Below are 24,928 nucleotides of genomic sequence, written 5' to 3'. Positions count from 1 at the left end.
CCGACGCCACGGCGCAGTATCGGAGAGCGGAGCCGGGACGGGGATCCGGGACCCGAACGGAGGGTGAAACCGAGCGTGAACCGCCGACCGAGGATACGCCTACGGTGGGACAGCGACGAGGCGTTAGCCCTCGTAGCCGGCGTACTCCATCAGCGACGCGAAGATGTCGGTGTCCATCGCCTCCTCGTAGACGATCCCGGAGAGCATCCCGCCGGGGTAGCTGGTACCGTTCATCACGTGTTTCACCTTGTGGCAGTGCATCAGGTAGATACCCGGGTCGGCGTCGGCGGTGAACTCGATCGTGTGGCGCTCGGCGGGCGCGATGTCGGTGATGTCCATCTCGTGGCGAGCCGCCTCGGGGATGGTGCCGCCGTCCTTCTCCACCAGTTCGAAGCGGTGGTTGTGGATGTGCAACGGGTGGTTCATGTAGCCGCCGTTCAGGTAGTGGACGCGGACCGTGTCGCCCTGGGAGACGATCATCGGCGACCCCTGTTCGGGGTGAAGCGTCCGCGGCGCCGCCTTCCCGTTGACGGTGAACACGTCCGGCGTGCGCGAGCGCGGCGAGTAGCTGGCGTCCTGTCCGGCCATCATCTTGTGGAGGTCCGAGTCCCATTCCTTCACCGTCATGAAGTACTCCTTGTCGGCGGGCTCGTACCCCTCGGGGTCGACGCGGAAGATGCCGTACATCCCCATGTCGATGTGCCGCTGGGTCTGGTAGTGGCAGTGGTAGACGTGGGTGCCCGGCGTGTTGGCGGGGATCTCGTACTCGTGTTTCTCGCCGGGGTTGACCGTGATCCCGGTCGTGGTCGGGACGCCGTCGTTCTCCCACGTCTTCTGGGCACCATGGAAGTGGATCGTGTGCGGACGCTTGCCGTCGGTGTTGTCGAGGACGACCGTCATGTCCTCACCCTCGGTCGTGCGGAGGATCGGTCCGGGAACCGAGGGGTCGCGGTCGTCCGCCTGGAACGCCCATACCTGGGGGAGCTCGATGGGGCCGCCCATCGCCTCGCCGGGGTGGACATCGTGCCGGGCCGGGAGGGTCTTCATCGTCACCGAGCCGCCCTGCTCGTCGACGTTGACGATCTCGGGGGGCGAGGTGGTCGGTAGCGAGGAGTCAGTCTGCGGGGGCGCCCCGTCGGTCCCGACCGCAGTCCGTCCGCCCGCGCCTGCCGGGGCGTTACACCCCGCAAACGCCGCCGTCGCGCCTGTCGCGCCGGTGGCCGCTAGGAACTCGCGTCGACTCATCTCGGATCCGGGAGCGCCGATATTCGTCATGCACTTCGACGATAGGCGGGGACTAGGTTAGGGACCACACTGATTCCCAGTCGCCGAGACCTCCGGGCCGAACCGCGGAACATATACCTCGGAGCGCGGTACGATTCCGTATGGTGCGTGACTCCCGGCCGGGGGCCGATCCCGGGCCGAGCCTCCAGCCGGTCCTCGACGCGCTCGACGACGAGGACTGTCGGACCATCATCAAGCACCTGGAGGAGCCCTTGACGGCGGGGGAGGTGTCCGAGGAGTGTGAGATCCCTATGTCGACGACATACCGAAAGCTGGACCTGCTCTCTGAGGCACAGTTGTTAGCTGAGGGCGTGGAGGTCAGGCAGGACGGCCACCACGCGACCCGCTACCGAACCGACTTCGACGAGGTGATCGTCGCTATCGCCGAGGACAGAACCCTCGACGTCGAGATCGAACGGCCGACGGCGGACGCCGCCGACCGCCTCGCGACCATGTGGGGAGAGGTCCGCAGAGGGACGGACCAATGAGTCACATCACTATCGCGATCGCGGCGACCAAGACGCTGACGTTCGTCTTCGGCGCGACGATCACGTATCTCTCGTGGACCGCCTATCGCCGGACGGACGCCGCGGAGCTCCGCTCGCTCGCGCTCGGGTTCGCCATCGTTACCCTCGGAAGCATACTGGGTGGCGGGATCGACCTCGTGGGAGATCTGCTCCCGATCGGTGGGCCCGAGCCGGTCATTCTCTACGGCGTGTTCGTCCAGAGTACCCTCACGATGCTCGGGTTCGGCTTCATCACGTATTCCCTGTACCGGGAGTGAGTTACCGAACCGTCAGCTGCCCGGCGATCGCGACGACAGCAAGCTCGTAGCCGATCAGCTCCGTTTCCTCGATCGCCTCGTCGAACACTCTGGTCGGAACGAACCACTCGTCGGGTTCGGCCGCGGTCGTCCTCCCACGCCTCCTCGGGAAGCCGTCGTATCGGGCCGGTCGCGATGATACTCCAGGAGTCGTCCGCCGACTCGTACCCGTACGCGATGAAACTCGCCGTCTCGGTCGCGTCCGCGAACGCCGACTTGGTGCTGGTGCCGTCGTCCGCGAGTCGAAACCGAAGCGTCGTTCCATCGTAGCGGTACGCCACCGGAACGGCGTACGCGTCGCCGTCGCGCGTGAGCGACAACACGCCCGTCTCACACTCCCGGAGGCACTCGTCTCCCTCCCCGTCGGGTATGCCCGCCGTGTACACCCGATAGGTCACGCCCCTCCGTCCGGAGCGACGGAGACGGTGACGGTTCTTCGGGAGTTGATAGCGGTCAGTCGAGGAACGGGTCCGGCCGCGCGCGGAAACTGATTAGCTATCGTCGTCGTCAACTTACGCTATCGTCGTCGTCAACTCGACCTCGTCGGCCTCGATGTCCTCGACGAACGCTCCCTTGCCGCCGACGGTGACGCCCTCTCCGTCGACGTCCAGCGTCAGCGTGTGCTGGACGGGGAACTCGTTGTTGGCCGGTTCGACGAGACCCTGCCTGATTTCGACGACCTCTCCGGTCAGCTCGACCGGCTCGCCGGTGTCGGTCCGGCGGCCGGTGACGTGCGCGGCGACGGTGTCCGCCGAGCGGCGGTGCAACTCGGCCTGCAGCACCGCGTGTCTGAAGTTCGTGTACGTCGCCGGCAACGGCGCCGGATCCGACAGCATCGCCTCGGCCGCTGCCGGCCAGTAGTTCCCGAGGAACGACCCGACGATGACGGGGCCGAGTTGCTGCTGGGAGAACACGATCGCCTGTGCGCCGCTGTTGGTGCGCGCGACCATCTCCGCCGGGGCGACGGCACCCGTCCGTCCGTCGACGGTGAGCATCGACGGCATCGGCTGGCCCCACGTTCGCACGGCGGTGGCGACACCGGGATACTGCTCCTCGAAGTCGGCCGTGAACTCGTCGACGCCCGTGAGCAACAGGAGGACGAGGACGCCGCGGTCGACGGCCGCTCGGAGGTCGGCGGCGACGTCGTCGAGGCGGTCCAGCGGGAACGACAGCGTCACCTCCTCGGTCGCCTCCCCGACGGCCCGACGGATCCGCTTGACGACCGTAACGCGTGATTTCACCACCTCGAACGGCTCGGTCGCCGTCTCCGCACGCGAGAACCTGGCCTCCAGCGCCGGCCGCATCGACTGGGCGTCGTTCGCGAGGCGGTCGACGACCTCCCCCGGCGGGTTGGCGCGGATCGTCGTGGGCGTGACGTGATCGTTGACGGTGACGAACCCGCGCGCCTCCAGTTCCTCGCTTGCGCTGTACACGTACCGCTTGGAGACGCCGGCGGCCTCCGCGACGGTGCTGGCTTTGGCCTCGCCGTGCTCGAGGAGCGTCAGATACGTGTCGATCTCCTTGTCCGAGAGGCCGAATCGCTGCAACAGCCCCTCCACGTCGACGTCGCCGGTCGCGGCGGCGCCCGGGGGGTCGTCGGGGCCCGTGGTCATGGCACACACAGGCCGACGGGGGACCGTATAGCTCCCGGTGTGGTCCCGTCGCGACACCGGTCGGCGTCACGAACTCCGGTCTCGCGACCGTCGCCGGCGGTGGCGGACGCGACCGCGGACCCTCACGGGTCCCCGAAGCGACTCACTCCTCGGCGTTCGATCCGGCAGCGACCTCGACGAGCGTCTCGCGTTCCTCGAAGTACGCGGGAGCGTCGTGCTCGGCCTCGAAGTCGACGACCCGCGAGACCGCGTCGTTCGGGTCGGCGTCTCCCGACTCCAGCGTCGCGATCAGGTCGTCGGCCAGCTCGAGGTAGCCGGCCGACAGCTCCTGAAACAGCCGCATCCGCGACTGGGTCGCCTCGACCATCGCCTGTTTGCGCTGGAGGTCCGACTCCGCGTCCGCCAGCGCCGCCGCCTCGTCGCCGGCGTCGGAGCCGGCCTCGCTCCCGTGCCCGAGGTCCTCCCCGTCGGCCGCGTCCGGATCAGCCCCGCCGGCTGCGTCCGGATCAGCTCCGTCGGCCGCGTCGAGATCGGAACGGAGGGCCGCGATCCCTTCGTCGATCTCGTCGATCCGATCGGTCGCCTCCTCGGCCATCGTCTCGACGCGGCCCGCGAGCAGCCCCGCCTGGAGACGGCAGTACTCGGCGAGTTCCTCGACCGCGGGACCCGTCGCGTCGGCTCGGTCGCCCGCGGCATCGCCGGCGTCGGATCCTGCGTCGTCGTCCGCGGCGTCGTTCATACAGTCGACTCGGAACCGACGGGGAAAAGCAGGTTCGATCGGGGCACCGCGATCCGCCCGGTACTCCCGAGAGCGTGTACCCGATGTCGCCGGGACCGAGACTCAGCGGAGCCGACACACGACCGCGTCGCCGACGCGGACCGAACGCGTCGAGTCGCCGGTATCGCTCTCGGCGCCTACCTCGTGTCCCGTCAGGAGGTCGGTCGAATCAACCGGCTCCGCGAGTTCGACGGTCGCCTCCCCGGCGCCGAAGTTGATCACGACTGCCAGTCGCTCGTCGCCCGACTCGCGAACGTACGCGGTGACCGCGCCGGCGCCGGCGGTTCCGCCTCCCCCGCCGTCGCTTCCGCCGACGATCCCGAGGCCGCCGCCGCTCCCGATCCCGGCACCGTCGGCTCCGCCGTGAACCGCATAGCCGATCCGGGTGACCGAACCGGTACGAAGCGCGTCGTGCTCACGGCGAGCGGCCGCCAGCCTGCGGTGGTAGTCGGTGAGCTCGGAGTCCCCGTCGTGCCAGCGCATCTCGCCGCGGTAGTCGGTCATGCCCCGCTCTTGCCCGTAGTACACCATCGGAGCACCCGGGAGCGTGAACGTCGCCGCCGCTGCCGCCCGGAGCGCCTCGGTCCCACACTCCGCGCGATAGCGGTCCTCGTCGTGGTTCTCGACGTATCGCATCTGAACGGCCGCGCGGGGGAACCCCTGCACCGCGGAGGCGTCGACCGCATCGAGGACGGCGTCCGCGTCGGCGTCGCCCGAGCCGACGCTGCGGAGGGTGTCGTACAGCGTCGTGTCGTAGTGCATGTCGAACTCCGCCTCGTGCATGAACGGGTCCCGCGGGATCGTCTCGTCGAGCAGGAGGAACTCGGGGGTGCGCCGGCGGAGCCGCTCGGCAACTTCCTTCCAGAAGCCGTGCGGGACGCCCCACGCCACGTCACAGCGGAAGCCGTCGACCACGTCGGCCCACTCGTCGACGACAGACAGCATCCACGCGCGGACGGTCGGCGAGTCGTAGTTCACGTCGGGGATGCGCTCCCAGTTGAAGCGGAACGAGGGCGTTCCCTCCCCGGCCCACTCCACGTCGGAGGGGTTCTCGGCGGCCGGGCGGCGAGGGTACTGCTCGGCGAACGCGTCCACGCCGGCCGAGTGCAGTTGGAACGCGGGGTGATCCCGCGAGGTGTGGTTTATCACGAGGTCGAACACGACGCGAATGTCGTGGTCGTGGCACGTCTCGACCAGCGACTCGAACGCCTCGCGCGTACCCAGGTCGTCGGCCGTCCGCGAGAAATCGGTGATGTGATAGCCGTGTGTCGTCGGGCTCTGCAACACCGGGGTGAGCCACAGCACGTCGACGTGAAGGGAATCGATGTAGGGGACGCGTCGCTCGATCTCCCGGAACGTCGTGTCGGGCGTCTCGCCCGCGAACGACCGGACGAACACCTCGTAGACCGTCGGCGACGCCGCCCACGCGGGCGGGTCGTTCGGGCGGACCGCCGTCGCCGCGTCGTCCACGTCCGATCCGGCGTCCGCAGCGGAGAGTTCGACGGTGTCCATCACGCCGTGGCGGTCGGCCACGGGAACCGCGTGGACCCGCGCGACGCCGTCGGCGGGGACCGCACTCCGGTCCACGCGCAGCGTGTCGCCGTCGAGCGTGACCGCCTCGCGATCCGCCGAGAGGTCGTCACGGCCGTCGAACAGCCACTCGACGTCCGGCGGCTCGCCCGCCGGGGTCGAGTCGGGGTCCGGACCCGCGGGCGCCGCCTCCGCGTCCGCCGTGACGACGACCTCCTCGCCCTCGACCGCGGCATCGAGGTGGAGTCTGGGGCGGCCGGGACCGGGGACGACGTGTTCGCCCATCACGCCCTCCGCGAGGCGGTCGTCGAGCGCGAACGAGTAGCTGTGTTCTCCGGGCGGGAGGCGTACGTCGAGCGTCAGGACCTCGCCGTCGTCGGACGGCCGCAGCTGCGCGACGCTCCAGTCGTTGAACGGCCCGGCCACGGAGACTCGGTCGGGACTCACCCGCGCCGTCGGCACGTCGAAGTCCGCCTTCGGGACGCGCAGCGTCGCGTCCGCGCGCTCGTCCGGGTACGCGCGGACCGTCTGTGTGTGGACGCCGTCGGGGGCGGTCAACTCGAGCCGGTACGTGCCGGGAACGTCCGGCGCGAAGTGGACGATAGCGCTGTCATCGCCGGCGTCGGTACCGGGCGTGTCACCGGGTTCGAGCGACGCGTCGCTGTCGGTCGGCACGTCGGCGATAGCCCACGAGAACCGGCCGTGCCCGTCGTGCTCGGTCGCCGCGCCGTCCGGACCCACGTCGACGACGGCGTCGAGGTTCCGCGGCGCGAGTTCGATCGACTCGCCCACGCTGGTCGTGCGCGGCGGTCCGGGGTGATGCGTCGGATCGTCGGGATCGGTGAGCGGACGACCCCCGTCGCGTGCGCCGGCGTCCGCGGGTTCGGTCATGGGGGAGTGCGCTTTCCCGCGGTGCTTGAGCGTTCCGGATTCGTGAACGAGTGAAATACGATTACAACAAGAATTATGTCTCGTGGCCGTTCCGATCGAGACATGCGACTCCGTGACGCACTCGACGACCACAAACGGAACCGGGATCACCCGACCCGGTTCCCCGGCGAGCGCCGCACCACCGCCGGGCTGTTCTCGGGAGCTGGCGGTCGCCTGCTCCACGTCGCCCCCGACGGCACGCTGCGCGACTTCGGCTACCCGCTCTCCGGTCGCTCCGGCCTGGCCGACTCCCGGTTCGCGCTGCGGATCGACGACCCGCCCGCTGAACTCGACCCGGACGACGCGGTCCGCCGTACCGACGACGGGACCGCCGTGATCGAACTTCGCGACGGCGACCAGTCGTATCACGAGGCGACCGCACTGGTCGAAACCGACTACGAAACGCCGGTCGGTCGCGTCCGTCGGCTCGATCTCGCGGTCGAGACCGACGCGGGCGAGGCCCACGTGACGCGCGTCGCGTTCGACGACGCCGACCGCGCGGCCCCCCTCGACGCGTCGCTGCTCGTCGGCTGTACGTTCGCGCCCGAGGGCCGCGACGCGCGGGTCGGCCAGCTCCACCACGCTCGCGCGATAGAGGTGTTCCACGACCGCGAGCGCGACTTCCTCGCGGCCGCCGACCTCCACGTTATCGGCGGCGGACTCCCGGCCGGCCCCGACGCCGTGCTCGACCCCGAACCTCACGAACGCGGCGCCGACGCGCTCGGCGACCGACGCGAGGAGGACCACCTCGGCGGCCACGTCGTCGCCTCGACGGGGTTCGACGACGGCGTCGCTGCGGTCGTAACCCTGCTCACCGACCGCGAGGAGACCGATCGCGGGGCCGCGCTCGACGCCGTCGACGACCTGCTCGCCGACGCCGCCGACGCGCAGGCGCTGCGCGATCTCGCCGCCGCCGGTAGCGCCGCCGTGTCGTCCCAATCAGGGGTACCGCGGCCCGACGCCGCCGTCGACGACCTCCGCGTGCTGTCGCTGTTGTCCGCGCCGACCGGGATGCGGATGGCCGGGCCGGACTTCGACCCGCACTACGTCCACTCGGGCGGGTACGGCTACACCTGGTTCCGCGACGACGCGGAGATATCGGGGTTCCTGCTTGGCGCCGACACGAGATTCGACCTGGGTCTCGAGGACTGGCACCGCCGCAGCGCGCGCTCGTATCTCGACACCCAGCTCCCGGACGGGACCTGGCCCCACCGCGTGTGGCCCCGCAACGGCGCGCTCGCGCCGGGGTGGGCGAACGCCAGGATGGAGGCCGGGGACGACGTCGAGTATCAGGCCGATCAGACCGCGAGCGTCGTCGCGTTCCTCGCGCGGCTGCTCGACCGGCTGCCGGAGGACGATCCGCTCGCCGAGGAGGTCACCGCCGCGATCGACGGCGGCCTCGACGGACTGATCGCGTCGCTTGGCGACGACAGTCGCCCGATCGCGTGCCAGAACGCCTGGGAGGACGCCGGCGGCCGGTTCACCCACACCGCCGCGAGATTCCTCGACGCGTTCTCGGCGGTCGCCGCGCTCGATCCGACGCGGTTCGAGCGGGCAGTCGAGGCGACCGACCGCGCGGCCCTGCTGTACGACGCGCTCGACGACCTGTGGGTTCCCGATCGAGGGGCGTTCGCGGTTCGCGAGCACGACGACGGCACGCTCGACCGGCGGCTCGACTCGGCGACGTTCGCCCTCGCCGACGCCCACCGCGCGTACGCCGCGATCGGCGAGGTGGACGGTGTTCGTCTCGACCGGCTCGTCTCCCACGTCGAGGCGACGATCAACGGGCTGCTCCACGATCCCGACGCGAGCGACGTCGTCGGGTTGGTCCGCTACGAGGGCGACGGCTGGCGACAGCGCGGCCAGGACCACGAGAAGATCTGGACCGTCTCGACGGCGTGGGGGGCGAACGCCGCCGCGGAGGTCGCCGCGCTTCTCGCCGAGGCCGGCGACGCGCGCGCAGCGGAGTTCACCCGGCGCTCGTGCGAACTGCTGGACTTCGTCGGGCCGGACGGCCCGCTTACCGTCTCCGGCGGGTTCCTCCCCGAGCAGTTCTTCGACGACGGGACCCCCGACAGCGCGACCCCGCTGGGGTGGCCTCACGCCATCAGGCTGGCGTCGACGGCGCTGCTGGACGATCTCGGCGCGTTCGCGGACGGCGACGAGGACCCGGTTCCTGCCGACGACTGAGACGGCCGTCGGTGGAGATCGGACCGCGCCTCTCAGAACGGAGCCAGGATTCGAGTCGGGTGGACGTCCGGTTCAGTACCCGAGCTGCTCGCGGACGAGCACCACGGTCGTCCGACCCTCCTCGAGTTCCTGCCGGAAGATGAGCTGCTTGGCGATCGCGGACTCGACGCCGTACGCCTCCTTGGCGCGTTCGTTCTCCAGCGGGTACGCGACGGACTCCAATCGGTCGAGCGCGTCATCGAGCGACGCCACGATCTTGTTGACGCCGCTGACGATGAGGACGTTCCCCGCGGCGAACGGGTACGCGCCGATCCGGCTGCCGGAGCGGTCGGCCGCGACGAGTTCGCCGGTCCGGGCGATGGCGTTGATTCCGCCCAGGAAGTAGTCGGCCGTCTGGGACTCCCGTCGCGCGGCCTGCCGCTCCTCGTCGTCGTCGATCCCCCAGATCTCGTCCGGGAGGCTCTCCCACTCGTGGTCGCCCTCCGAGAGGTACTCGGCGAAGCCGACCTCCTCGAGCGTCGTCGAGTGACCGTTCATCACCGAGGCGCCGGCCGGGATCTGTGACTGGATCGCCTCGAGGGCCTCGTCGGCCGAATCGACGACGACGACCTCGAACCCGTTTTCTCGGAGGCTGTCGGCCGTTTCCTCGATCGTCTCCTCGTCCGGGAGGTCGTCGAGCGTCGCCTCGATGTCGGTGTCGTCTGCGTAGTCGGATTTTTGTTGAGACATGGTCGATGTTCGGGTGGATACGTGTAGCGTCGAGACCCGGATAAGCGCTCGCGGACACCGATGTCAGGCGGTTACTCCGGTGTCACTCCCCCGATCGTCCGACCGGTCGATAGAGGAGAGTCGCGTCGCTGTCCACGAGACACCGGCAGCAGCGTCTGAACAGCCGGGACCGTCAGTCCGCCGTCGGCTCGGCCTCGGCGGGAGTGCTGGCATCCGAGCCCGCGACGGCGACACCGTGTGTGAGCGACTCCCCCGTCCGCGGGTCGAAGAGGTGGACGTCCCTCTCGTCGAACGTGATCTCGATCCCCGCGCCCGCGTCGGGCGTGATCCCGCTGTTCACGCGGGCGATGAACTCCGGTCCCAGATCGAGGTAGAGGTAGTTGTCGGAGCCGATCGGCTCGACCACGTCGACGGTCGTGGCGATGCTTGGGTCGCCGGCGTCCGCGACGCGGACGTCCTCCGGACGGATACCCATGCGAACCTCTTCGACGCCCTCGAGGACGTCCGAAAACACCGGGGAGAGGTCGTAGGCGAAGTCGGTGGAAGCTCCACGGAGCGTGACGCCGGACTCGGTGGTGTCGACGACGGCGTCGAGCACGTTCATCGACGGCGAGCCGACGAAGCCGCCGACGAACTCGTTGGTGAAGGACGCCATGGTCGAGGCCGAAGGGACGATCCGGAGCAACTGGGAGTAGGCCATGAGCACCACAAGCCGAATCGCCGACCGGGCGGCCGCGATCCCGGCCATCGAACGCGAGGACGTAGCGCTGCTCCTCGTCCTTCCGGGGCTGTTCATCTTCGCGGCGTTCATGTTCTTCCCGATGCTGTACCTGCTCGGGATATCGTTCACGAACGCCCGGCCCTCGAATCTCTTCGCCGGCGGTGGGCTTCTCACGTTCGGCGAGGCGACGTTCGTCGGGCTACAGAACTACGCGGCCGTGCTCTCGGACGGGAAGTTCTGGAACTCCCTCGGGACGACGTGGCTGTTCGTCGCCACGAGCCTCGTGTTGAAGATCGGGCTCGGGCTCGGCGTGGCGCTCGTTGTCACGAACCAGCGGGTTCGTGGGGCGCGGTTCCTCCGGTCGCTGCTCATCGTTCCGATGGGGCTCCCGGCGATCTTCACGATCACCATCTGGCGCGGGATATTTAGCTCGGCGCAGTTCGGGCTCGCGAATCAGCTGCTGAGCTGGCTCGGCGCCGGCACCGTCGCGTGGCTCAACGAACGATGGGCGGCCTTCTTCGCGTACAACGTCACCGAGATGTGGCTTGCGTATCCGTTCATGGTGATCATCACCGTGAGCGCGCTGCAGGACGTGCCGAAGGAGCTCCACGAGGCGGCGATGGTCGACGGCGCGGGCTACTTCGCGCGTTTCTTCCACGTGACGCTGCCGAGCGTGAAGCGGCCGGTACTGTTCGCGTCGATCCTGACCGCTGCGGCGTCGTTCCAGCAGTTCCTCATTCCGTACGCGTTCAACGAGGGCGGCCCCGCGCGACTGAACGAACTGATCATCGTTTACGGCTACCGCGAGGCGTTCCAGTTCAGCCAGTACGGGCAAGGCGCCGCGATCATGCTCGTCGCCGTCGCGTTCATCGGCGCGTTCATGTGGCTGAACGTGAAGAAGGGCCGACTCGCCGACGGGGTGGACGACGCGTGAGTCTCGTCTCGCTCGTCGCCGAGAAGATCGCCGACGACGTTCGCAACGTCGCGAACACGCCGCGCGAACTCGCCGTCGAAGCCCGCTACGCCGTCAAGGCGTATCGCCGGGGAGAACTCTCGGCGCTCCAACTCGGGCGGACCGCGGGAGCGACGGCGTTCGCGGTACTCCTCGTCGCGCTCCTGTTGTTCCCCATCTACTGGATCGCGATGTCGGCCATCTCCGGCACCGGCGGCAGCGTCTACGCCGCCGGCGGGTTCAGTTTCTTCCCCGAGAACCCCTCGGTACAGCCGTTCGTGTGGGTTCTGGGGGACCTGATCGTGCCGCCGTTGGCTATCTCGCTGAACGTCCCGTTCTCGGAACTGGCGATCGTGTTCAACACGCCCGAGATCGTGTTTCTCGACGCCAGCGACCACGGCGTCGACAACCCCTCGGACTTCAAGCAGTACTTCCTGAACAGCGTCATCGTGTCGGTGCCGACGCTCATCCTCGCGATGTGCGTCATCGTCCCGGCCGCGTACGCGCTGTCGCGCCGGGAGTTCATCATGCGCCGGAAGGTGCTGTTCGGATACGTGCTGTTCACCCAGGTGGGCGGCGGCCTCGGGATCGCCTCGCTCATCGCCCTGTACGCGATGTTCGTGCAGGTGGGGCTGAACAACAACCGGCTCGCGCTCGCCGCCTACTACGCGGCGACGGCGGTGCCGTTCAACACGTGGCTGCTGAAGACGTACATGGACGGGATCCCCGTCAGCTACGAGGAGGCTGCCCTCGTCGACGGCGCGCCGCCGTGGCGCGTCGTCACGGAGGTCATCCTGCCGCTGTCGGCGGCCGGACTGGCGACGGTCACGATCTTCACCTTCCTCACCGGATGGATGGAGTTCGTCGTCGCGCAGACGATGCTGTCGGCGGACAAGTTCACGCTGCCTGTCGGGCTGTTCGCCCTGATCGACGAGTACTCGATCCCGTGGGCGCGCTTCTCGGCGTTCGCGCTCACGTTCGCGTCGCCCGTCATGCTCGTGTACCTCTTCGCTCAACGGTACATCGAGGGCGGACTCTCCTTCTCCGGGATGGAGGGCTAGGGTCGGGGAGCACCCCCGAGTCCCCCTTTCGCTCACTCCTCGACGGCCGCCTGGAACCCGAGCCAGTTCACGACGGTTCCGCCCCGGTCGGTGACGGGGACGAGCGTCACGCGGTTCCGGAACGTCGACCCGTCCGCCCGGTAGTTCGTCAGCGTCGTGGTCACCCGGTTCCAGGTCGACAGCGCTTCGCGGAGCTCCGACACCGGGTCGGGCTCCGTCTCCGGACCCTGTAGCAGTCGGAGGTTCTCCCCCCGGAGGTCGTCGAGGGAGTAGCCCGTCAGATCACGGAGCGTCCGGTTGGCGTACACCACCGGGTTGTCCGCGTACGCCGGCCCGGCGAGCGTGATACCCACCGGCGCGTCGTCGAGGACGCGGATCCGTTCCACGTAGGCCCCCTCGTGGGCCGCGAGCGAGCCGGAGTCTCCCTCCACGACCGTGTCGCCGCCGGGAACGGGCTCGTGCAGTCGGTCGAGGCGCTCGGTGTCGTACTCGTCGTCGTCCAGGACCGCGGGAACGCGGGTGCGGAAGCGGTCGTGGTCGAACCGTATCAGGTCCGCGAGGTCCTCGCGCGGGAGCATCACGGCTGTCGATCCGGATCGGGTCGCCGATGGACAAACGTCTGTCGACAGCGGGTCCGAGCGACCGGAACGGAGAAGGGGCCGGACTTATGGCCTCGGTTGGTCCCGTCGACGAGGCGCCGGCCGGCGCAACCTGCTCACGCGTCGCCGAGGCCGTCCGACGGTTCCGGGCGGTCAGTACGACTGACACGATGAGGCCGGCGGCACGGTGTGTCAGTTCGAGCATCTCAGACTGGACGTCGCTGTGGATCGGCATGGTGACGATGCCAGCGAGTATCGCGTCCCAGCCGGTCCGACTGATGAGCGACGATGCAGCCTCCACGGGCGGGATCCCAGCACCGTCGCCCCCGCCGGGAGTCCGCTCGAGGTACGCGTGCACCTCCGTGACCGGGCGTCCCGGCTCGAGCCTGAAGAGGCGACCGTCCCGAATCTCGGAAAACTCGGTCGGGAAGTTGATCGCCGAGAGGATGACCCCGGCGATTGATCGCCGTTACCTGACTCAACGAGCGGGTCGAACCCTTGATCTGAATCGTAGCGCCGTATTCCCTCCCTACTCGTAATGGTGCCGTTCAACGCGTTCGACGACCTCCGCGAACGCCACGTTCTGTTTTACGCTCGTGACTCTGATCTTGACCCGCTCGCCCTTCTCCGTGTCGGGGACGATGATCACGTACCCGCGGTCGACACGGGCGATCCCGTCGCCCTGGTCACCGATTCCCTCGATGTCGACGGTTACCTCGTCACCCCGATCGACCGGTGGTTCCGGCTCGGTTGTTCCGGCTGTACCGGCCGTGTTGTCGGAGGAGTCTCCCGACTGTTCGGCGTTGCTTCGAGGTGACGACGCGGTATCTACGGGATCCGATCGGCCAGTTTCCGTCGCCGCCGAGCTATCGCTCCCGTTCCGTCCGGCATCGGTCGACAGTTGTGCAGTTTCGGCAGTAGCTGTCTCCTCGTCCGCCTCGTGTCGTCCGAGAAGTGCGACGCGATACACGCGGTCGGAGTGAAGCGTGTCCAGTTCGACTTCCCGTTCCGGCACTTCGATCACGTATGTCCCGTCCCGTCGTTCCACCTCGGCACTGAATACACAGCGTAGATCCTCTGATATCTCCATTCGGTTGGGATTCTCACTGCAGTTATGTTAACCCTACGTGTTCCAGAAGCGGAAACTCATCGCCGCAACGACGTGAAAAACACGGGGAACGGATCCCACTATCGGGGTGCCGCACCCACACCACCATGTCCGCTGTAACGGCTGATCCATGCTGCACGCCGACCCGAGCGATCGGGGGCGAGCCTACGCCACGGGAACACCACCATGTTCGCGGTTCCGACCAGGCTCCGCGATGAACCCGATCAGCCCTCCGTTTCGATCATCCCGCCGGACACTCACGATTCGGATGGACACTGGATCGGTCTGTGAGACAGATCGGTCTGTGAGACGGATGGATCTGCGAGACGGTCAACCAGATCCGGATAGAACGGCGGACATCGTGGTGTGAGTTCGAGTAGCGGACATCGTGGTGTCGCCGTCCGCCGCCGGCCGGAATGTACGCGTACAGTGACCGTACGCACAGATGTGATCTTACTGCGGACACTGTGGTGTAAGTTCGTCTCCGTGTTCGGAGCGGGGTCGTATCGTCCGTCCACGGAAACCAACAGGTACCAGGAGCTCCAAAGGGGTGATATGAACGACGACACGCCCCGATCGCGCCGGGTTCCGGAGCAGTGGCTCACGCTCCTCGAACAGATGATCGACGAGGGAATCGAACGAGAAGGCGGCATCAAGCTCTCGGCGGAAGACCTTCGCGTGGAGGTGCCGCTCGCCTTCGGGGAGGACGCGGACCGCGCCGAGTGGGGGTTCGATGGGTCAGTTACCGTCGAAACGAAAGGGACGCGCGGCACGCTGGCGGAGTGGTTCCACCTCCATCACGAGTCGCTTCCCACCCCCGATGAGGACGGCGTCGGTCGGTCGACGATACCCGAGGACTCGGACGACTAACGCCCGATTGTCGGCTAAAGCGCTCCGTCCTCCGGTTGAACCACTGTTATTACTATACGAACCGATCGTGAACGTGTGACTGACGTTGTTATCGTCGGCGGCGGCCCCGCCGGCCTGACTGCGGCACTGTTCGCACAAAAGAACGGACTCGAGGCCACTGTCCTCGACACGGACGGGACGTGGATGCACAAGGCTCACCTGTTCAACTACCCCGGGATCGGCTCGATCGACGGTTCTGCTTACATGGAGACGATTCGACGGCAGGTCGACTCGTTCGGGGCCGATCGGCTTCAGGGCACTGAAGCGACTGACGTCCAGCAAACCGACGACGGCTTCCGCGTCGACACCGACGGAGACGGCGTTGAGGGACGTTACCTCGTGCTCGCGACGGGTGCCAACCGTGACCTCGCCGAGTCGCTCGGCTGCGCGTTCGATGGCGACATCGTCGACGTCGACGTAACCATGGAAACGAGCGTCGGCGGAGCCTACGCGACGGGTGCGATGGTCCGTGCCGAAGAGTGGCAGGCGGTCATCTCGGCCGGCGACGGTGCCGCCGCGGCACTCAACATCCTCTCCGAGGAGAAGGGTGAACACTACCACGACTTTGACGTCCCGAGCGACGCGGACGCCGTCTTCGGCGGTATGGCCGACGAGGAGTAGTCACCCGACCAGGACCGTCCCCCAGTGTTCCGGTTTTCATCTGTACGGACTTCGACCCTATTCGTCGACTGCACGGTTGCTTGGTTGGCTTCCCCTCCGTGACTGGGAAAGCTGAGAGGTACTGGGATACCACGAGTCGATCGCTCCGCGCGCTGTCAGGGAGCGGCGAGACGAGCTACACGAAGCCGGCTGTCCTTGGAGCTTATATAGATTCGAGGAGGATACTGGTGGGTTTAGCCACCAGATGAATCCGACAATTCAACTCACAACCAATCGTATCGAGACGTGTGCGTGGAGAACTGGCGGTTGACTCGGTGTTCGCCACGGTTCATCGCCGAAATCAAAAAGTAAGCCGACCACGCCGACAGTCGTTAACCAATCAGGTAACTCGAAGCCCTCTACGGGGGACGAGTACCGGCTTCGTGGCAGAGCCACTGGCTGACTGTCCAGCAAACCATAGACTCCCAAGCTTCAGGATTGACCTGCCCGGCCAACACCGGGTGGGAGGCCCGCGCGTTTAGGCGTGGGAGGATGTCACACCTCCATTTCGACTTCCGTCGCGTCGCCGGCTCTCACCCCGTCGTCGGTCAGAGCGTACACGCGCTTTCGCGCATCGCGCAGACAGATCGACTCGCTCACCAACCCCGCGTTTTCGAGGCGACCGAGTGCCGTTCGAACGGTCCGTGCCGACAGTGCGGTTTCCTCGACGAGCTGCGTTTGGGTCCGTTCATCGTCGCGGTTGAGAACGAAGTGAACGAGCTTCGCACTCGGCGGGAGATCCGCGAAGCGTTCGGACTCTGGAGGAGAACTGTCAGTACTCGCCTCCGGCGTCGTCGTTCGGTTCTCGGTCGATTCGGTCGTCGATTGCGTCTCGTGGGTTCCAGTCATAGTTTCGGGAGTCCGCCATCCATACCGAATAGCGAATGTATCTGTGGTCTCGAGCGACGGTACGGCGCGAAGTGACTTAATCCGTTTCCGGGCGTCCATGTCACCCAGTTACATCGATGTCACCACCGACAACACGAGACGAGTATCGTGACCGACTGGCGACCGCGAAAGCACTCCCTCACACCCCCGGACATTCGATGAGTGCGTTCTACTCTCGGTCGAGAGGTGTGAAATGGACGCACTACTCCATCCCATGGGAGGTATCTCGATTCCGCGCCCACAGGTAGATCGACGTTCCGCCATCGATACGGACTGTACTAGTCCCATCGAGAGCCAACGGTTAGCATGCTCGCAGTAATATCTCCACTCGGTGCTCGAACTCTATCAGTCCGAAGGCTGTCCGCATTCCGGCAAGGTCCGCGAGAAACTCTCCGAACTCGGCGTCTCGTATGTTATTCACAACCCGCGGCTCCCCGGAGACCAGGGCGGCGACGTAACCAATGAACTCACACACGACGAGCTGGTGGCCGGGGGAAACGACCAGATCCCGTACCTCGTCGACAGCGACTACGGCGGTACGGTGTACGACAGCGACGATATCATCAACCACCTCGAACAGTACTACGAGTAAGGCAGCGCCGACGCGACAGTACCCGTATCGAAGCGCGTCATCTACTCGAACTTGTTCGCGGACACGATCACGGTTCTGCCGAGTCACCGTCTAGTACCGAACCGGACAACTGACCACTGGTCACCCTTCTCTCCCTAGACGAACTCGTATCCGATCCCGGATGACATCGACCGACGCGGATGCCAACTCCACGTCACAGGTGCCGTCTCATAACCGCTGTTGCTCACACGGAACGACTTGCGGCTCCCTCCCTGACGGGAGCTTCTCCGACGATCTCACCTGTGTCGAGGAGTGGCGTGCCCGAGATCTCTCATGGCACGGGATCCATGTCGAGGTCGGGTTGTCGCAGCCGTCACCGGCAGCCGACGTCGAGTACGTGCCCGTCCATGCGATGGACGGCGACTACGCGGGTTCGGTTCCGATCGAGCGCGCACGCGAGGCACTGCTAGCGTTCGAACTCGACGGCGAACCGCTTTCAATCGAACCTTGGGGGCCAGTCAGCTTGGTTCCGGCCGAAGGCGATGCCGACTGCTGGGAGAGCATCAAATAAGTGTCAAAATCGAGGTACTCAACGAACCCCCGACAGAACGCGATACGGCAAAATGCATCGCGTTGGACCGAGTTTCTGACCCTCCTGAGTGACCGGATCCAGTCTCCATCGACGTCAAATATCCGTGACAAGTTCTGAGGCGCCCGGATGGTCGTGGCCATCGATAGTGGAGCCTCCGTCATCGCTGCGATGATATATCGATATACAGTATACTTTTCTCACACAGAATTCACGATCACGATCCTGCGTTCGGGGATGCGTACCGTCCCGGCCAATACCTGCCGCGACTGGTCGACTGGTTTCTTCGGTCGAAGCTATCACGCAGTCGGATCAGCGGTGTGAGTTCGTGCGTGGCATCATGTTCTCGTTGACCGGGATCGCAGTGTTGGTGGTACACTAACGGACCATACCGTCGGACCCTCGAACGGGCTCCGTCGATCTTTCTATAGGACGTGGACGGTCGCATCCGGATGCCACCAGTGATCCGGCTGGGCGGTTGCTCCTCGGTGGACGTTCGAACGCCGCCGAGGGTCCGTCTCGGCTACCGTCGAGTCTCCGAAACGGCGAGCTCCACATGATAGTCGTTGCCCCTGGGGCTGGACAATACGTACAATAACTACGATAGTTGCAATCGTCGATGTATGCTGGGTAGCTACCTTACATATCCTATCTATTCCATCTATCCAAACTTGTATCGCCCTCCAAACTTCGCTTCGTTACCGTTCCTACCCGACCACTCGTCAATATCTCACCTACCACACCTACCTTAGCTAAGGCAGGTGACTAAGGTACCTCGGCTTTGTTGTCTGGTTCAGGTGTCTTGCGTACCTTCTTATACGATGGGTCGATATACACGGGTACAATAACGGTAACCGGCACGATCGACACGTTCCGTCGATCTCTGGACCCGTCGTACGACAGTGAATATGAGCTCCTACCGTACAATAGGTACCTACCGTAAACAAGGTGCAATTACTTGCTCAGTTACCTGTCTCACCACGACGTCGTCCCCCGGGGACCGACGAAGGCGATACCATGTCTGAACACACCACACAACCGCGCGCCGTCGCGGTCGGCGTTCTCAAGGGCGGCTTCGCGAAGACGACGACGGCGATCAACCTCGCGCGCGAGCTGGCACACAGAAACGAGTCCGCGCTCGTTATCGACCTCGACGACAACGGACACATGACGCAGAACCTCGGCTTCACCGCGCAGTACGAGGCCGAAACGAACCACGTCCACGAGGTGCTCCTCGAGGATGGGGACCCAAGCGAGGGAATCGTCTCCGTGGTGGATGGGATGGATCTGTTGCCCGCACACAGGGACCTCGAGGACGTCCAGACGCAGCTGAAAAACGCGATGGGCGGCTCGACGCGACTGAACGCTCGCGTTGTCGAGCCACTGCTCGGCGACGAGTACGACTATATCGTCGTCGACTGCCCGGCGAACCAAGGCAAGCTCAACGAGAACGCCCTGTACGCGACGAACAACCTGATCATTCCCGTGCGCCCGGAGACCGGCTACGATTCCGGGATCCACAACACCGTCAACCGACTGGTGAAGGAGGCCCGCCAGTACTTCGAGCTGGACATTCTCGCGGTCGTCCCCTCCGGACTGTCACAGCGACTGGACCAGGACCGACGCGACCGCGCACTCTTAGAGGAGATCAACTCGATGGGGATCGCGGACTCCGTCGTTCCGAACTTCTGTCGGATCTCCGACGACGACTGGGCGGCCATCGACGACGGGACCTACGACGGACCGCTGCCCGGGATCCGCTACCGCTCGGCGATCGACGACGCCAACGACGCGGGACTTCCGCTGCGCGATTACGACGACAGCTGCGACCAGCTCTCCTGTTACGGCGAGCTGGCAGCGATCGTGGAAACCGGCGGTGTCGTCCGCGAACGCGAGGTGATGGCCTGATGGCGTTCGACGACCTCGACCAGGCGGAACAAGCCGAGCACGACACCTCGGGGGAATCGGAGGGAACTGGCGGGCACACTGTGCCCGATGCGTCGGATGACAGTGCGGTATCCGGAAGTGGCGATTCCGACACGGATCCGCGTCCGCGCTCCGGAGGCGCCCCCTCGGAGGATGTCGAGGGCTCTCCTGCAGCAGCTTCCGACACTACTGCGGGAGACACACCGGAAACGTCCGTGCCAGCCTTCGGGTTCGAGGAAGCGAAACAGCGACCGTTGTACGCACGACAGCGTGCGTGGGACGCGTTCGAGGACGCGCTCGCGATCGACGTCGAGCCAACGTTGCGTCGACACGAGGTCAGGGACGCGTCGAAGCGAGAACTCCACGACGCGGCGCTGCGAGTGCTCGCCGACCACGCCGACGAGGTCGCCGACAAGGTGCTCGAAGCTCGGGGGATCAGCCCGGACGCTACCGACACCTGATACGACTCCTCCAGGTGACCCGTCCGCACTTTCGAGAAGTGCACCAGACAGCCCAAATACGTCAGTCCGTGATCGTCGTGTATGCAACGGCGGTCGTTTCTCAGGTCGGCCGGAGCGTGCGGAGCGGTCACCGGACTCGCTGGGTGTCTCGGGAGCGTCGGAATCGGCGATTCGAATCCCGACGTCGTTCTCGAGGAGCCCGAACGACGATTCGAAAGCAGCGACGTCCCGTACCCCGCGTGGGGGGAACCCGTTCCGGATACAACCGTCCCTGCGCCGCTCGATTCTCGCGACGTTCGCCTCCGTGATATCGAGACTCCATCACTTCTCACGTTTTTCTATAGCCACTGTCAAACAGTGTGTCCCGTTCTCATCTCAACGCAGCGGAACATCCAGGCCCACGCGAAAAACAATGGATACGGTGATGCCGTCTCATTCTTCCCGATGACGTTCGATCCTGCTCGTGACACAGCCCAGCGCCTTCGAACGTACGCCGAAGAGATGAACGTCGACGCGGATTCAGAGAACTGGCACTTCCTCCGACCTGCATCGAAACAGCGAGCGAAAGCCGTCGTACAAGACCAGTTCGGCGTTGCCTTCCAGCGCACCGACCCGGAGGACATGGATATGTACATGTTCACGCATGCGGCGCTCACGCTACTCGTCAACGCGGACGGGTTCGTCGAGCGGGCGTATCGTTCGAAATCGCCGAACGAAGGGACGATACTCGCCGATCTACAGACGGTGAGAACTGCATGAACCGCAGACAGACCGTCGCTGCGATTGCTGGACTCGGGTTGACTGGGGGGAGTCTCTGGGTCGCACAAACCGGGCTTCCCGGTATGACGTCTCGAAGCGACACTGAGCTTCCCCTCCGTGTAGAGACTCTCGATGCACGCGGATCGACGGCAGGTGAGACACTCGTGCCGACGCCTGGAACCGTCACGGTCGTCGATCTCTTCGCGACGTGGTGTGCCCCCTGCGACGACCAGCTCGAAGTGTTGCGCGCGATCCGCTCCGAGTACGACGACGTCTCGTTCATCTCTGTGACGAACGAACGCCCGAGCGAGACGTTCACCAGGGCTGACATCGCCGCGTGGTGGAATCGCAATGGGGGTGCTTGGACTGTCGGGCTGGACCCCGGAAGCGAGCTGTTAGCGGCGTTCGGAGCCGGAGGGCTCCCCTACATCGCCATCGTCGACGAGCACGGAGCGATCGAGTTCGGCCACAGCGGGCTCGCCGGAACAGAGACGCTTCGGGATCAGCTCGATCCGTTGGTGTAACGTGATCGGAACCCCCGCGCTCGGAGCACTCGGCTTCGCCGCGAGCGCCGGCGTCGCGACGTTCTTCGCACCCTGTGCGTTTCCGCTTCTTCCAGGTTACGTCGGGTATTACCTGCGCGAGAACGACCCGGAGACGGGGATGCTTCCGCCGGCGCTCGCTGCTGCCGGCGGGTCTCTCGGGACGCTTACACTCATCGCCGCGCTCGTTATCGCGGGTGGCCGACCGGTAACGGCTGCGCTCCCGGCACTCGAACCGGTCGTCGGGCTCGGGTTGATCGCGTTCGGTGTCGTGACGCTTTTCGATCGGGGACCGGAGCTTCGCGTCGCCTTCCCGAAGCGACCCACATCGGTAACTGGATTCGGTGTCTTCGGCGCTGTGTACGCAGTCGCCGCAGCGGGGTGCGTGGTGCCACTGTTTTTGGGCGTGGTAACGCAAGCGCTCACTGTCTCGCCCCGATTGCGTGTCCTTGTCTTGACAGTGTACGCCCTCGGGGTGACGCTTCCGCTGGTCGGAGTGACGCTCCTCGCCGGAGTCGGCGTCGACTCTTGGCGCTCGCTGGGCAACTACTCGCAACGGATACAACAGATTGCGGCCGGAGTGATGATACTAGCCGGTTGTGGGCAGGTCTACCTCGCAGTGTTCGAGTTAGGTGTGTGGATTTGACCTCTTCGACGCCATCACTCATCGCCGGATAGTCGATACTTCGGGAGGGAACGTCGGTACGAACCGGAACGGACAACGCGGACGAACTCGAGTCCGTAGCCGACCAACTCACAGCGGGAGTGTGACCCGAGAAGAGATCGGAGGCACGTGGCACTCCGGCTCCGTTGTGATCCGAGAGCGCTGATCGACCGACTTGGATGGTATCGGATGGCCGGCTATCACACTATGTTCGACCCTCTCATACCTGTGAGTATCGTTTTGTAACTGGGATATTGGCGGATCAGATGATCACAGTTATCGGGTAGGTTTGAATGCCATGATAGGCCATCCCGAACTGGTTAGCAAATAGTGTCTCAGTATTTTGTATGGCAAATGCCTTCGGCGAAACCGATTCATCAGTCGATCGGCCTGAATCGGGAGAGACAACCGCTCGTCGTATTCTCGAAGGCATCTCTACTCATGCGATTTTCGTGCTGGATGTCGACGGGGTCATCACCACCTGGCCCGCCCCGGCGGAAGCACTCTACGGACACGACGATGAAGCGGTCCTTGGCCAACACGTGAGCGTGCTGATCGCGGACGACGAGAACGACGCACAATCCGATTCACTGTCCGAGCGGTTCTTTGCGGAACCGAAGACCCAATCGATCGAACTCGAACACTGGCATCGGCGAGCGGACGGCTCCGTGTTCTGGGGAACGCTGACACTGTCGCCGCTGGGAAACGACACTGTTCACGGGTACGCGGCGATCAGTCAGGATACGACGACCACGAAGGAGTACGAGCGAATGCTGGAACGCCAAAACGACCGCCTGAAAGAGTTCACCGATATCCTCGCGCACGATCTGCGGAACCCGCTGAACGTTATCGACGGTAACTTGACCATGTATCGAGAAACCGGCGACGAGGACCGCCTTGAAACGATCGACGAGACGATCGACAGAATGGTTCGACTCGTCGACGATCTCCTGAGAGTCGCACGACAAGGAAACGTTGTTACGGACCCCGAACCTGTCGACATCGGCGACGTTATCGAGACGGCGTGGCAAAGTATGAACGCCGATTCTGACGCGACCCTCCAGTACGAGTCCGTCCGCTCGGTGAGCAGCGACCCCGACAGGCTCCGTGAAGTGTTCGCAAACCTCTTTCGGAACGCCGTCGACCACGGCGGCAGCGACGTGACGGTTCACGTCGGTCCGCTCGACACGGGCTTTTTCGTCGAGGATGACGGCCCCGGAATAGCCGACGACCACAAGGACCAAGTCTTCGATCATGGCTTCACCACGAGCGATGACGGTCACGGATACGGTCTCTCAGTCGTTCGGACGATCATCAACGCCCACGGCTGGGACATCATCGCCACCGACGCACGAACCGGTGGTGTGCGATTCGAGATCACCGGGATCGACCTGCTCGGTTGACTCGTGTCTCGGGAAGCCGGTGACGCGCGATAGGGATGTCCCGGAACAGCTTCGCCTTACTGATATTGAGAGATATATTCGATTTCGAAAATACGTGGTATAAACCCCTTTGCTGACCAGCCCAAATGAGTATTCACCGGTCCACGGTATACCGACGGGGAGGGATGATGAGAGGCCAGTTTCCGATTTCTCGGTATCGGGGTGCAGAAGGTGATAGATCGAAATATGGATCTGAAAGACGTGCCAGTACGCACCTGGTAGTAAACGGCTACCTCGACTGACTGAGCATACACTCCGATGGCCGCGTGGGGCTGACATCCGATCGGGACGACCTCGCTGGCCAGTATCTACTCGAGAAGGTTTGCTAGTTCATCGAGTTCCCGCGGTTGATCATCCATCCCGGCAATACTCCATCACGTTCGAACGCTCAACACTGAGAGTACGCTTACTTCTCGTCCGTCAGTTCTATGAGAGTCAGCGTCCCCTCGGAACTAACTATCACTTCGCATCTGGCGTAACAAAATGGTATCGTGAGACCAGTATCCCGATTCTCCCCGTTGTGGCGGGAGGAAAAAACGAGATCAAGCCCGTCAGCATGTATCGTATTATTGAATGGTGGAAGCTCGATCTTGTTTCGTTCGTCGACGTGGCAGATCACGGCTATGAGTGTCTTGCTAACTGCTTTTATCCGGGTATGAACGATCGAGTATGTATCCGCGCTTCCGGGTGTGGTCGATGCGGACGATCTCCGGTCGACCGAGTATCATCGCTCATGATAGTGTGACGAAACCCTTCCGCTCTCGGAGGGATTTCTCGTGGAGACGGCAGTTTCCGGTTGGAAATTCTTTCAGGCTGGCTTACCAGGGGGTTTACTTTTACGCCCGGTTCGGGCGGGCATCCGAGCGTCACTGCGCGAGCTCGACGATCATGACCTCTACGTCGGGTGTCTCCTCGTCGGTGCGGTATTCCCACGTCCCTCGCAGATCGATATCGTTCTCGAGGGCGGTAAGAACTACTCGACCGAGTGCTGCCTCGAACTCCTCTGTTCCCGGCACTTCGTCATCTGATGTGAAGTCGGATGTCATATGGGGAATCACACTCTGACTGTGGTCCATTGGTGACGTAGCGTGTGATCAGTCACTACGCGTTCGGAGGGGTGCACAGTCGTTTCTTTCTACAGCTATCGATATGTCCGCTGGCCGGTTAGTAGCTCCGATGAGCATGATACACCATGCGAA

At 64.9% G+C, this 24,928-nt stretch carries 27 protein-coding genes; 15 read left to right on the top strand and 12 right to left on the bottom strand.

Annotation, left to right across the window (positions count from 1 at the left end):
• Positions 1-123: 123 nt before the first annotated feature.
• A complete protein-coding gene (locus tag K6T25_RS13580) occupies positions 124-1,275 on the bottom strand; it encodes a multicopper oxidase domain-containing protein (RefSeq protein WP_222914985.1) in 1,152 nt (383 codons plus the stop codon).
• 110 nt (positions 1,276-1,385) lie between these two features.
• On the opposite strand from K6T25_RS13580, the gene K6T25_RS13575 reads away from it, so the two are divergent.
• Together K6T25_RS13575 and K6T25_RS13570 are read left to right on the top strand one after the other, a co-directional pair.
• Positions 1,386-1,772 carry a winged helix-turn-helix domain-containing protein gene (locus K6T25_RS13575; protein ID WP_222914983.1) on the top strand — a complete coding sequence of 129 codons (387 nt, stop codon included), beginning with the start codon at positions 1,386-1,388 and terminating at the stop codon, positions 1,770-1,772.
• The gene (locus K6T25_RS13570) at positions 1,769-2,068 is read left to right on the top strand and encodes a DUF7521 family protein (RefSeq protein WP_225917753.1); all 300 of its coding nucleotides are present in this window, start codon (positions 1,769-1,771) and stop codon (positions 2,066-2,068) included. The genes K6T25_RS13575 and K6T25_RS13570 overlap by 4 nt, the downstream gene beginning before the upstream one ends.
• On the opposite strand, the gene K6T25_RS15770 is transcribed toward K6T25_RS13570, so the two are convergent.
• The 4 genes from K6T25_RS15770 to K6T25_RS13550 all read right to left on the bottom strand — a co-directional run bounded on the left by K6T25_RS15770 (position 1,993) and on the right by K6T25_RS13550 (position 6,919).
• On the bottom strand, positions 1,993-2,430 hold the full coding sequence (locus K6T25_RS15770) for a pyridoxamine 5'-phosphate oxidase family protein (RefSeq protein WP_345778238.1): 438 nt from the start codon (positions 2,428-2,430) through the stop codon (positions 1,993-1,995). The two genes, K6T25_RS13570 and K6T25_RS15770, sit on opposite strands and share 76 nt — an antisense overlap.
• 189 nt (positions 2,431-2,619) lie before the next feature.
• Positions 2,620-3,720 (bottom strand): TrmB family transcriptional regulator, encoded by a 1,101-nt coding sequence (locus K6T25_RS13560; protein ID WP_222914980.1) that lies wholly within the window; start codon positions 3,718-3,720, stop codon positions 2,620-2,622.
• A gap of 142 nt (positions 3,721-3,862) precedes the next feature.
• Positions 3,863-4,459 (bottom strand): hypothetical protein, encoded by a 597-nt coding sequence (locus tag K6T25_RS13555; RefSeq protein WP_222914978.1) that lies wholly within the window; start codon positions 4,457-4,459, stop codon positions 3,863-3,865.
• A gap of 102 nt (positions 4,460-4,561) precedes the next feature.
• A complete protein-coding gene (locus K6T25_RS13550; RefSeq protein WP_222914976.1) occupies positions 4,562-6,919 on the bottom strand; it encodes an alpha-amylase family glycosyl hydrolase in 2,358 nt (785 codons plus the stop codon).
• Positions 6,920-7,021: 102 nt separating this feature from the next.
• On the opposite strand from K6T25_RS13550, the gene K6T25_RS13545 reads away from it, so the two are divergent.
• A complete protein-coding gene (locus tag K6T25_RS13545) occupies positions 7,022-9,148 on the top strand; it encodes a DUF7997 domain-containing protein (protein ID WP_222914974.1) in 2,127 nt (708 codons plus the stop codon).
• Positions 9,149-9,220: 72 nt separating this feature from the next.
• Here the strand turns inward: K6T25_RS13545 and K6T25_RS13540 are convergent, their stop codons facing one another.
• Together K6T25_RS13540 and K6T25_RS13535 are read right to left on the bottom strand one after the other, a co-directional pair.
• On the bottom strand, positions 9,221-9,877 hold the full coding sequence (locus K6T25_RS13540; RefSeq protein ID WP_222914971.1) for a lactate utilization protein: 657 nt from the start codon (positions 9,875-9,877) through the stop codon (positions 9,221-9,223).
• Between the two features lie 172 nt (positions 9,878-10,049).
• On the bottom strand, positions 10,050-10,577 hold the full coding sequence (locus tag K6T25_RS13535; protein WP_222914969.1) for a TOBE domain-containing protein: 528 nt from the start codon (positions 10,575-10,577) through the stop codon (positions 10,050-10,052).
• Here K6T25_RS13535 and K6T25_RS13530 point away from each other — a divergent pair.
• Together K6T25_RS13530 and K6T25_RS13525 are read left to right on the top strand one after the other, a co-directional pair.
• A complete protein-coding gene (locus K6T25_RS13530; RefSeq protein WP_222914968.1) occupies positions 10,576-11,532 on the top strand; it encodes a carbohydrate ABC transporter permease in 957 nt (318 codons plus the stop codon). The genes K6T25_RS13535 and K6T25_RS13530 overlap by 2 nt on opposite strands.
• Complete coding sequence (locus K6T25_RS13525) at positions 11,529-12,611, top strand: sugar ABC transporter permease (protein ID WP_222914966.1); 1,083 nt, start codon at positions 11,529-11,531, stop codon at positions 12,609-12,611. Before K6T25_RS13530 ends, K6T25_RS13525 begins: the two co-directional genes overlap by 4 nt.
• A gap of 32 nt (positions 12,612-12,643) precedes the next feature.
• Here the strand turns inward: K6T25_RS13525 and K6T25_RS13520 are convergent, their stop codons facing one another.
• Entirely contained in the window at positions 12,644-13,189 is a 546-nt protein-coding gene (locus K6T25_RS13520) for a PAS domain-containing protein (RefSeq protein WP_225917860.1), read from the bottom strand.
• A gap of 550 nt (positions 13,190-13,739) precedes the next feature.
• Complete coding sequence (locus K6T25_RS13515) at positions 13,740-14,300, bottom strand: TRAM domain-containing protein (protein WP_222914963.1); 561 nt, start codon at positions 14,298-14,300, stop codon at positions 13,740-13,742.
• A 573-nt stretch (positions 14,301-14,873) separates the two neighbouring features.
• Between K6T25_RS13515 and K6T25_RS13510 the strand changes: the two genes are divergently transcribed.
• Positions 14,874-15,188, top strand: a complete 315-nt coding sequence (locus tag K6T25_RS13510; RefSeq protein ID WP_222914961.1) for a hypothetical protein — start codon at positions 14,874-14,876, stop codon at positions 15,186-15,188.
• Positions 15,189-15,263: 75 nt separating this feature from the next.
• On the top strand, positions 15,264-15,848 hold the full coding sequence (locus K6T25_RS13505; protein ID WP_222914960.1) for an NAD(P)/FAD-dependent oxidoreductase: 585 nt from the start codon (positions 15,264-15,266) through the stop codon (positions 15,846-15,848).
• A gap of 534 nt (positions 15,849-16,382) precedes the next feature.
• On the opposite strand, the gene K6T25_RS13500 is transcribed toward K6T25_RS13505, so the two are convergent.
• Entirely contained in the window at positions 16,383-16,736 is a 354-nt protein-coding gene (locus K6T25_RS13500; RefSeq protein WP_222914958.1) for a helix-turn-helix domain-containing protein, read from the bottom strand.
• Positions 16,737-17,106: 370 nt separating this feature from the next.
• Here K6T25_RS13500 and K6T25_RS13495 point away from each other — a divergent pair, with 370 nt between their 5' ends.
• The 8 genes from K6T25_RS13495 to K6T25_RS13460 all read left to right on the top strand — a co-directional run bounded on the left by K6T25_RS13495 (position 17,107) and on the right by K6T25_RS13460 (position 23,690).
• A complete protein-coding gene (locus tag K6T25_RS13495; protein WP_222914957.1) occupies positions 17,107-17,367 on the top strand; it encodes a glutathione S-transferase N-terminal domain-containing protein in 261 nt (86 codons plus the stop codon).
• Between the two features lie 160 nt (positions 17,368-17,527).
• Positions 17,528-17,917: a molybdopterin-dependent oxidoreductase gene (locus tag K6T25_RS13490; RefSeq protein ID WP_222914955.1), complete on the top strand. Its 390-nt coding sequence runs from the start codon at positions 17,528-17,530 to the stop codon at positions 17,915-17,917.
• Between the two features lie 1,035 nt (positions 17,918-18,952).
• A complete protein-coding gene (locus K6T25_RS13485; protein ID WP_222914953.1) occupies positions 18,953-19,843 on the top strand; it encodes a ParA family protein in 891 nt (296 codons plus the stop codon).
• 233 nt (positions 19,844-20,076) lie between these two features.
• Positions 20,077-20,322, top strand: a complete 246-nt coding sequence (locus K6T25_RS13480) for a DUF7970 domain-containing protein (protein WP_222914951.1) — start codon at positions 20,077-20,079, stop codon at positions 20,320-20,322.
• An 81-nt stretch (positions 20,323-20,403) separates the two neighbouring features.
• A complete protein-coding gene (locus K6T25_RS13475; protein WP_222914949.1) occupies positions 20,404-21,081 on the top strand; it encodes an SCO family protein in 678 nt (225 codons plus the stop codon).
• Positions 21,078-21,605 carry a TlpA family protein disulfide reductase gene (locus K6T25_RS13470; RefSeq protein ID WP_222914947.1) on the top strand — a complete coding sequence of 176 codons (528 nt, stop codon included), beginning with the start codon at positions 21,078-21,080 and terminating at the stop codon, positions 21,603-21,605. Before K6T25_RS13475 ends, K6T25_RS13470 begins: the two co-directional genes overlap by 4 nt.
• A 1-nt stretch (position 21,606) precedes the next feature.
• A complete protein-coding gene (locus K6T25_RS13465) occupies positions 21,607-22,269 on the top strand; it encodes a cytochrome c biogenesis CcdA family protein (protein ID WP_225917752.1) in 663 nt (220 codons plus the stop codon).
• A 365-nt stretch (positions 22,270-22,634) separates the two neighbouring features.
• Positions 22,635-23,690, top strand: a complete 1,056-nt coding sequence (locus K6T25_RS13460) for a two-component system sensor histidine kinase NtrB (RefSeq protein ID WP_222914945.1) — start codon at positions 22,635-22,637, stop codon at positions 23,688-23,690.
• Positions 23,691-24,135: 445 nt separating this feature from the next.
• Here K6T25_RS13460 and K6T25_RS15830 read toward each other — a convergent pair whose 3' ends face one another.
• Together K6T25_RS15830 and K6T25_RS13450 are read right to left on the bottom strand one after the other, a co-directional pair.
• Positions 24,136-24,348, bottom strand: coding sequence for a HalOD1 output domain-containing protein (locus tag K6T25_RS15830; RefSeq protein ID WP_222914944.1), 213 nt, complete (start codon positions 24,346-24,348; stop codon positions 24,136-24,138).
• 247 nt (positions 24,349-24,595) lie between these two features.
• A complete protein-coding gene (locus tag K6T25_RS13450) occupies positions 24,596-24,775 on the bottom strand; it encodes a hypothetical protein (protein WP_222914942.1) in 180 nt (59 codons plus the stop codon).
• Positions 24,776-24,928 lie beyond the last annotated feature (153 nt).

It is taken from the genome of Halobaculum rubrum (assembly GCF_019880225.1).
GTDB lineage: Archaea > Halobacteriota > Halobacteria > Halobacteriales > Haloferacaceae > Halobaculum > Halobaculum rubrum.
This window is presented reverse-complemented; position numbering and strand designations above follow the sequence as displayed.

What these genes read in the sequence shown, in the direction of transcription:
- K6T25_RS13580 (WP_222914985.1), bottom strand. Translation starts at nt 1,275, where the DNA reads ATGACGAATATCGGCGCTCCCGGATCCGAGATGAGTCGACGCGAGTTC.
- K6T25_RS13575 (WP_222914983.1), top strand. Translation starts at nt 1,386, where the DNA reads ATGGTGCGTGACTCCCGGCCGGGGGCCGATCCCGGGCCGAGCCTCCAG.
- K6T25_RS13570 (WP_225917753.1), top strand. Translation starts at nt 1,769, where the DNA reads ATGAGTCACATCACTATCGCGATCGCGGCGACCAAGACGCTGACGTTC.
- K6T25_RS13560 (WP_222914980.1), bottom strand. Translation starts at nt 3,720, where the DNA reads ATGACCACGGGCCCCGACGACCCCCCGGGCGCCGCCGCGACCGGCGAC.
- K6T25_RS13555 (WP_222914978.1), bottom strand. Translation starts at nt 4,459, where the DNA reads ATGAACGACGCCGCGGACGACGACGCAGGATCCGACGCCGGCGATGCC.
- K6T25_RS13550 (WP_222914976.1), bottom strand. Translation starts at nt 6,919, where the DNA reads ATGACCGAACCCGCGGACGCCGGCGCACGCGACGGGGGTCGTCCGCTC.
- K6T25_RS13545 (WP_222914974.1), top strand. Translation starts at nt 7,022, where the DNA reads ATGCGACTCCGTGACGCACTCGACGACCACAAACGGAACCGGGATCAC.
- K6T25_RS13540 (WP_222914971.1), bottom strand. Translation starts at nt 9,877, where the DNA reads ATGTCTCAACAAAAATCCGACTACGCAGACGACACCGACATCGAGGCG.
- K6T25_RS13530 (WP_222914968.1), top strand. Translation starts at nt 10,576, where the DNA reads ATGAGCACCACAAGCCGAATCGCCGACCGGGCGGCCGCGATCCCGGCC.
- K6T25_RS13535 (WP_222914969.1), bottom strand. Translation starts at nt 10,577, where the DNA reads ATGGCCTACTCCCAGTTGCTCCGGATCGTCCCTTCGGCCTCGACCATG.
- K6T25_RS13520 (WP_225917860.1), bottom strand. Translation starts at nt 13,189, where the DNA reads ATGCTCCCGCGCGAGGACCTCGCGGACCTGATACGGTTCGACCACGAC.
- K6T25_RS13515 (WP_222914963.1), bottom strand. Translation starts at nt 14,300, where the DNA reads ATGGAGATATCAGAGGATCTACGCTGTGTATTCAGTGCCGAGGTGGAA.
- K6T25_RS13510 (WP_222914961.1), top strand. Translation starts at nt 14,874, where the DNA reads ATGAACGACGACACGCCCCGATCGCGCCGGGTTCCGGAGCAGTGGCTC.
- K6T25_RS13500 (WP_222914958.1), bottom strand. Translation starts at nt 16,736, where the DNA reads ATGACTGGAACCCACGAGACGCAATCGACGACCGAATCGACCGAGAAC.
- K6T25_RS13490 (WP_222914955.1), top strand. Translation starts at nt 17,528, where the DNA reads ATGACATCGACCGACGCGGATGCCAACTCCACGTCACAGGTGCCGTCT.
- K6T25_RS13485 (WP_222914953.1), top strand. Translation starts at nt 18,953, where the DNA reads ATGTCTGAACACACCACACAACCGCGCGCCGTCGCGGTCGGCGTTCTC.
- K6T25_RS13475 (WP_222914949.1), top strand. Translation starts at nt 20,404, where the DNA reads ATGCAACGGCGGTCGTTTCTCAGGTCGGCCGGAGCGTGCGGAGCGGTC.
- K6T25_RS13470 (WP_222914947.1), top strand. Translation starts at nt 21,078, where the DNA reads ATGAACCGCAGACAGACCGTCGCTGCGATTGCTGGACTCGGGTTGACT.
- K6T25_RS13460 (WP_222914945.1), top strand. Translation starts at nt 22,635, where the DNA reads ATGGCAAATGCCTTCGGCGAAACCGATTCATCAGTCGATCGGCCTGAA.
- K6T25_RS13450 (WP_222914942.1), bottom strand. Translation starts at nt 24,775, where the DNA reads ATGACATCCGACTTCACATCAGATGACGAAGTGCCGGGAACAGAGGAG.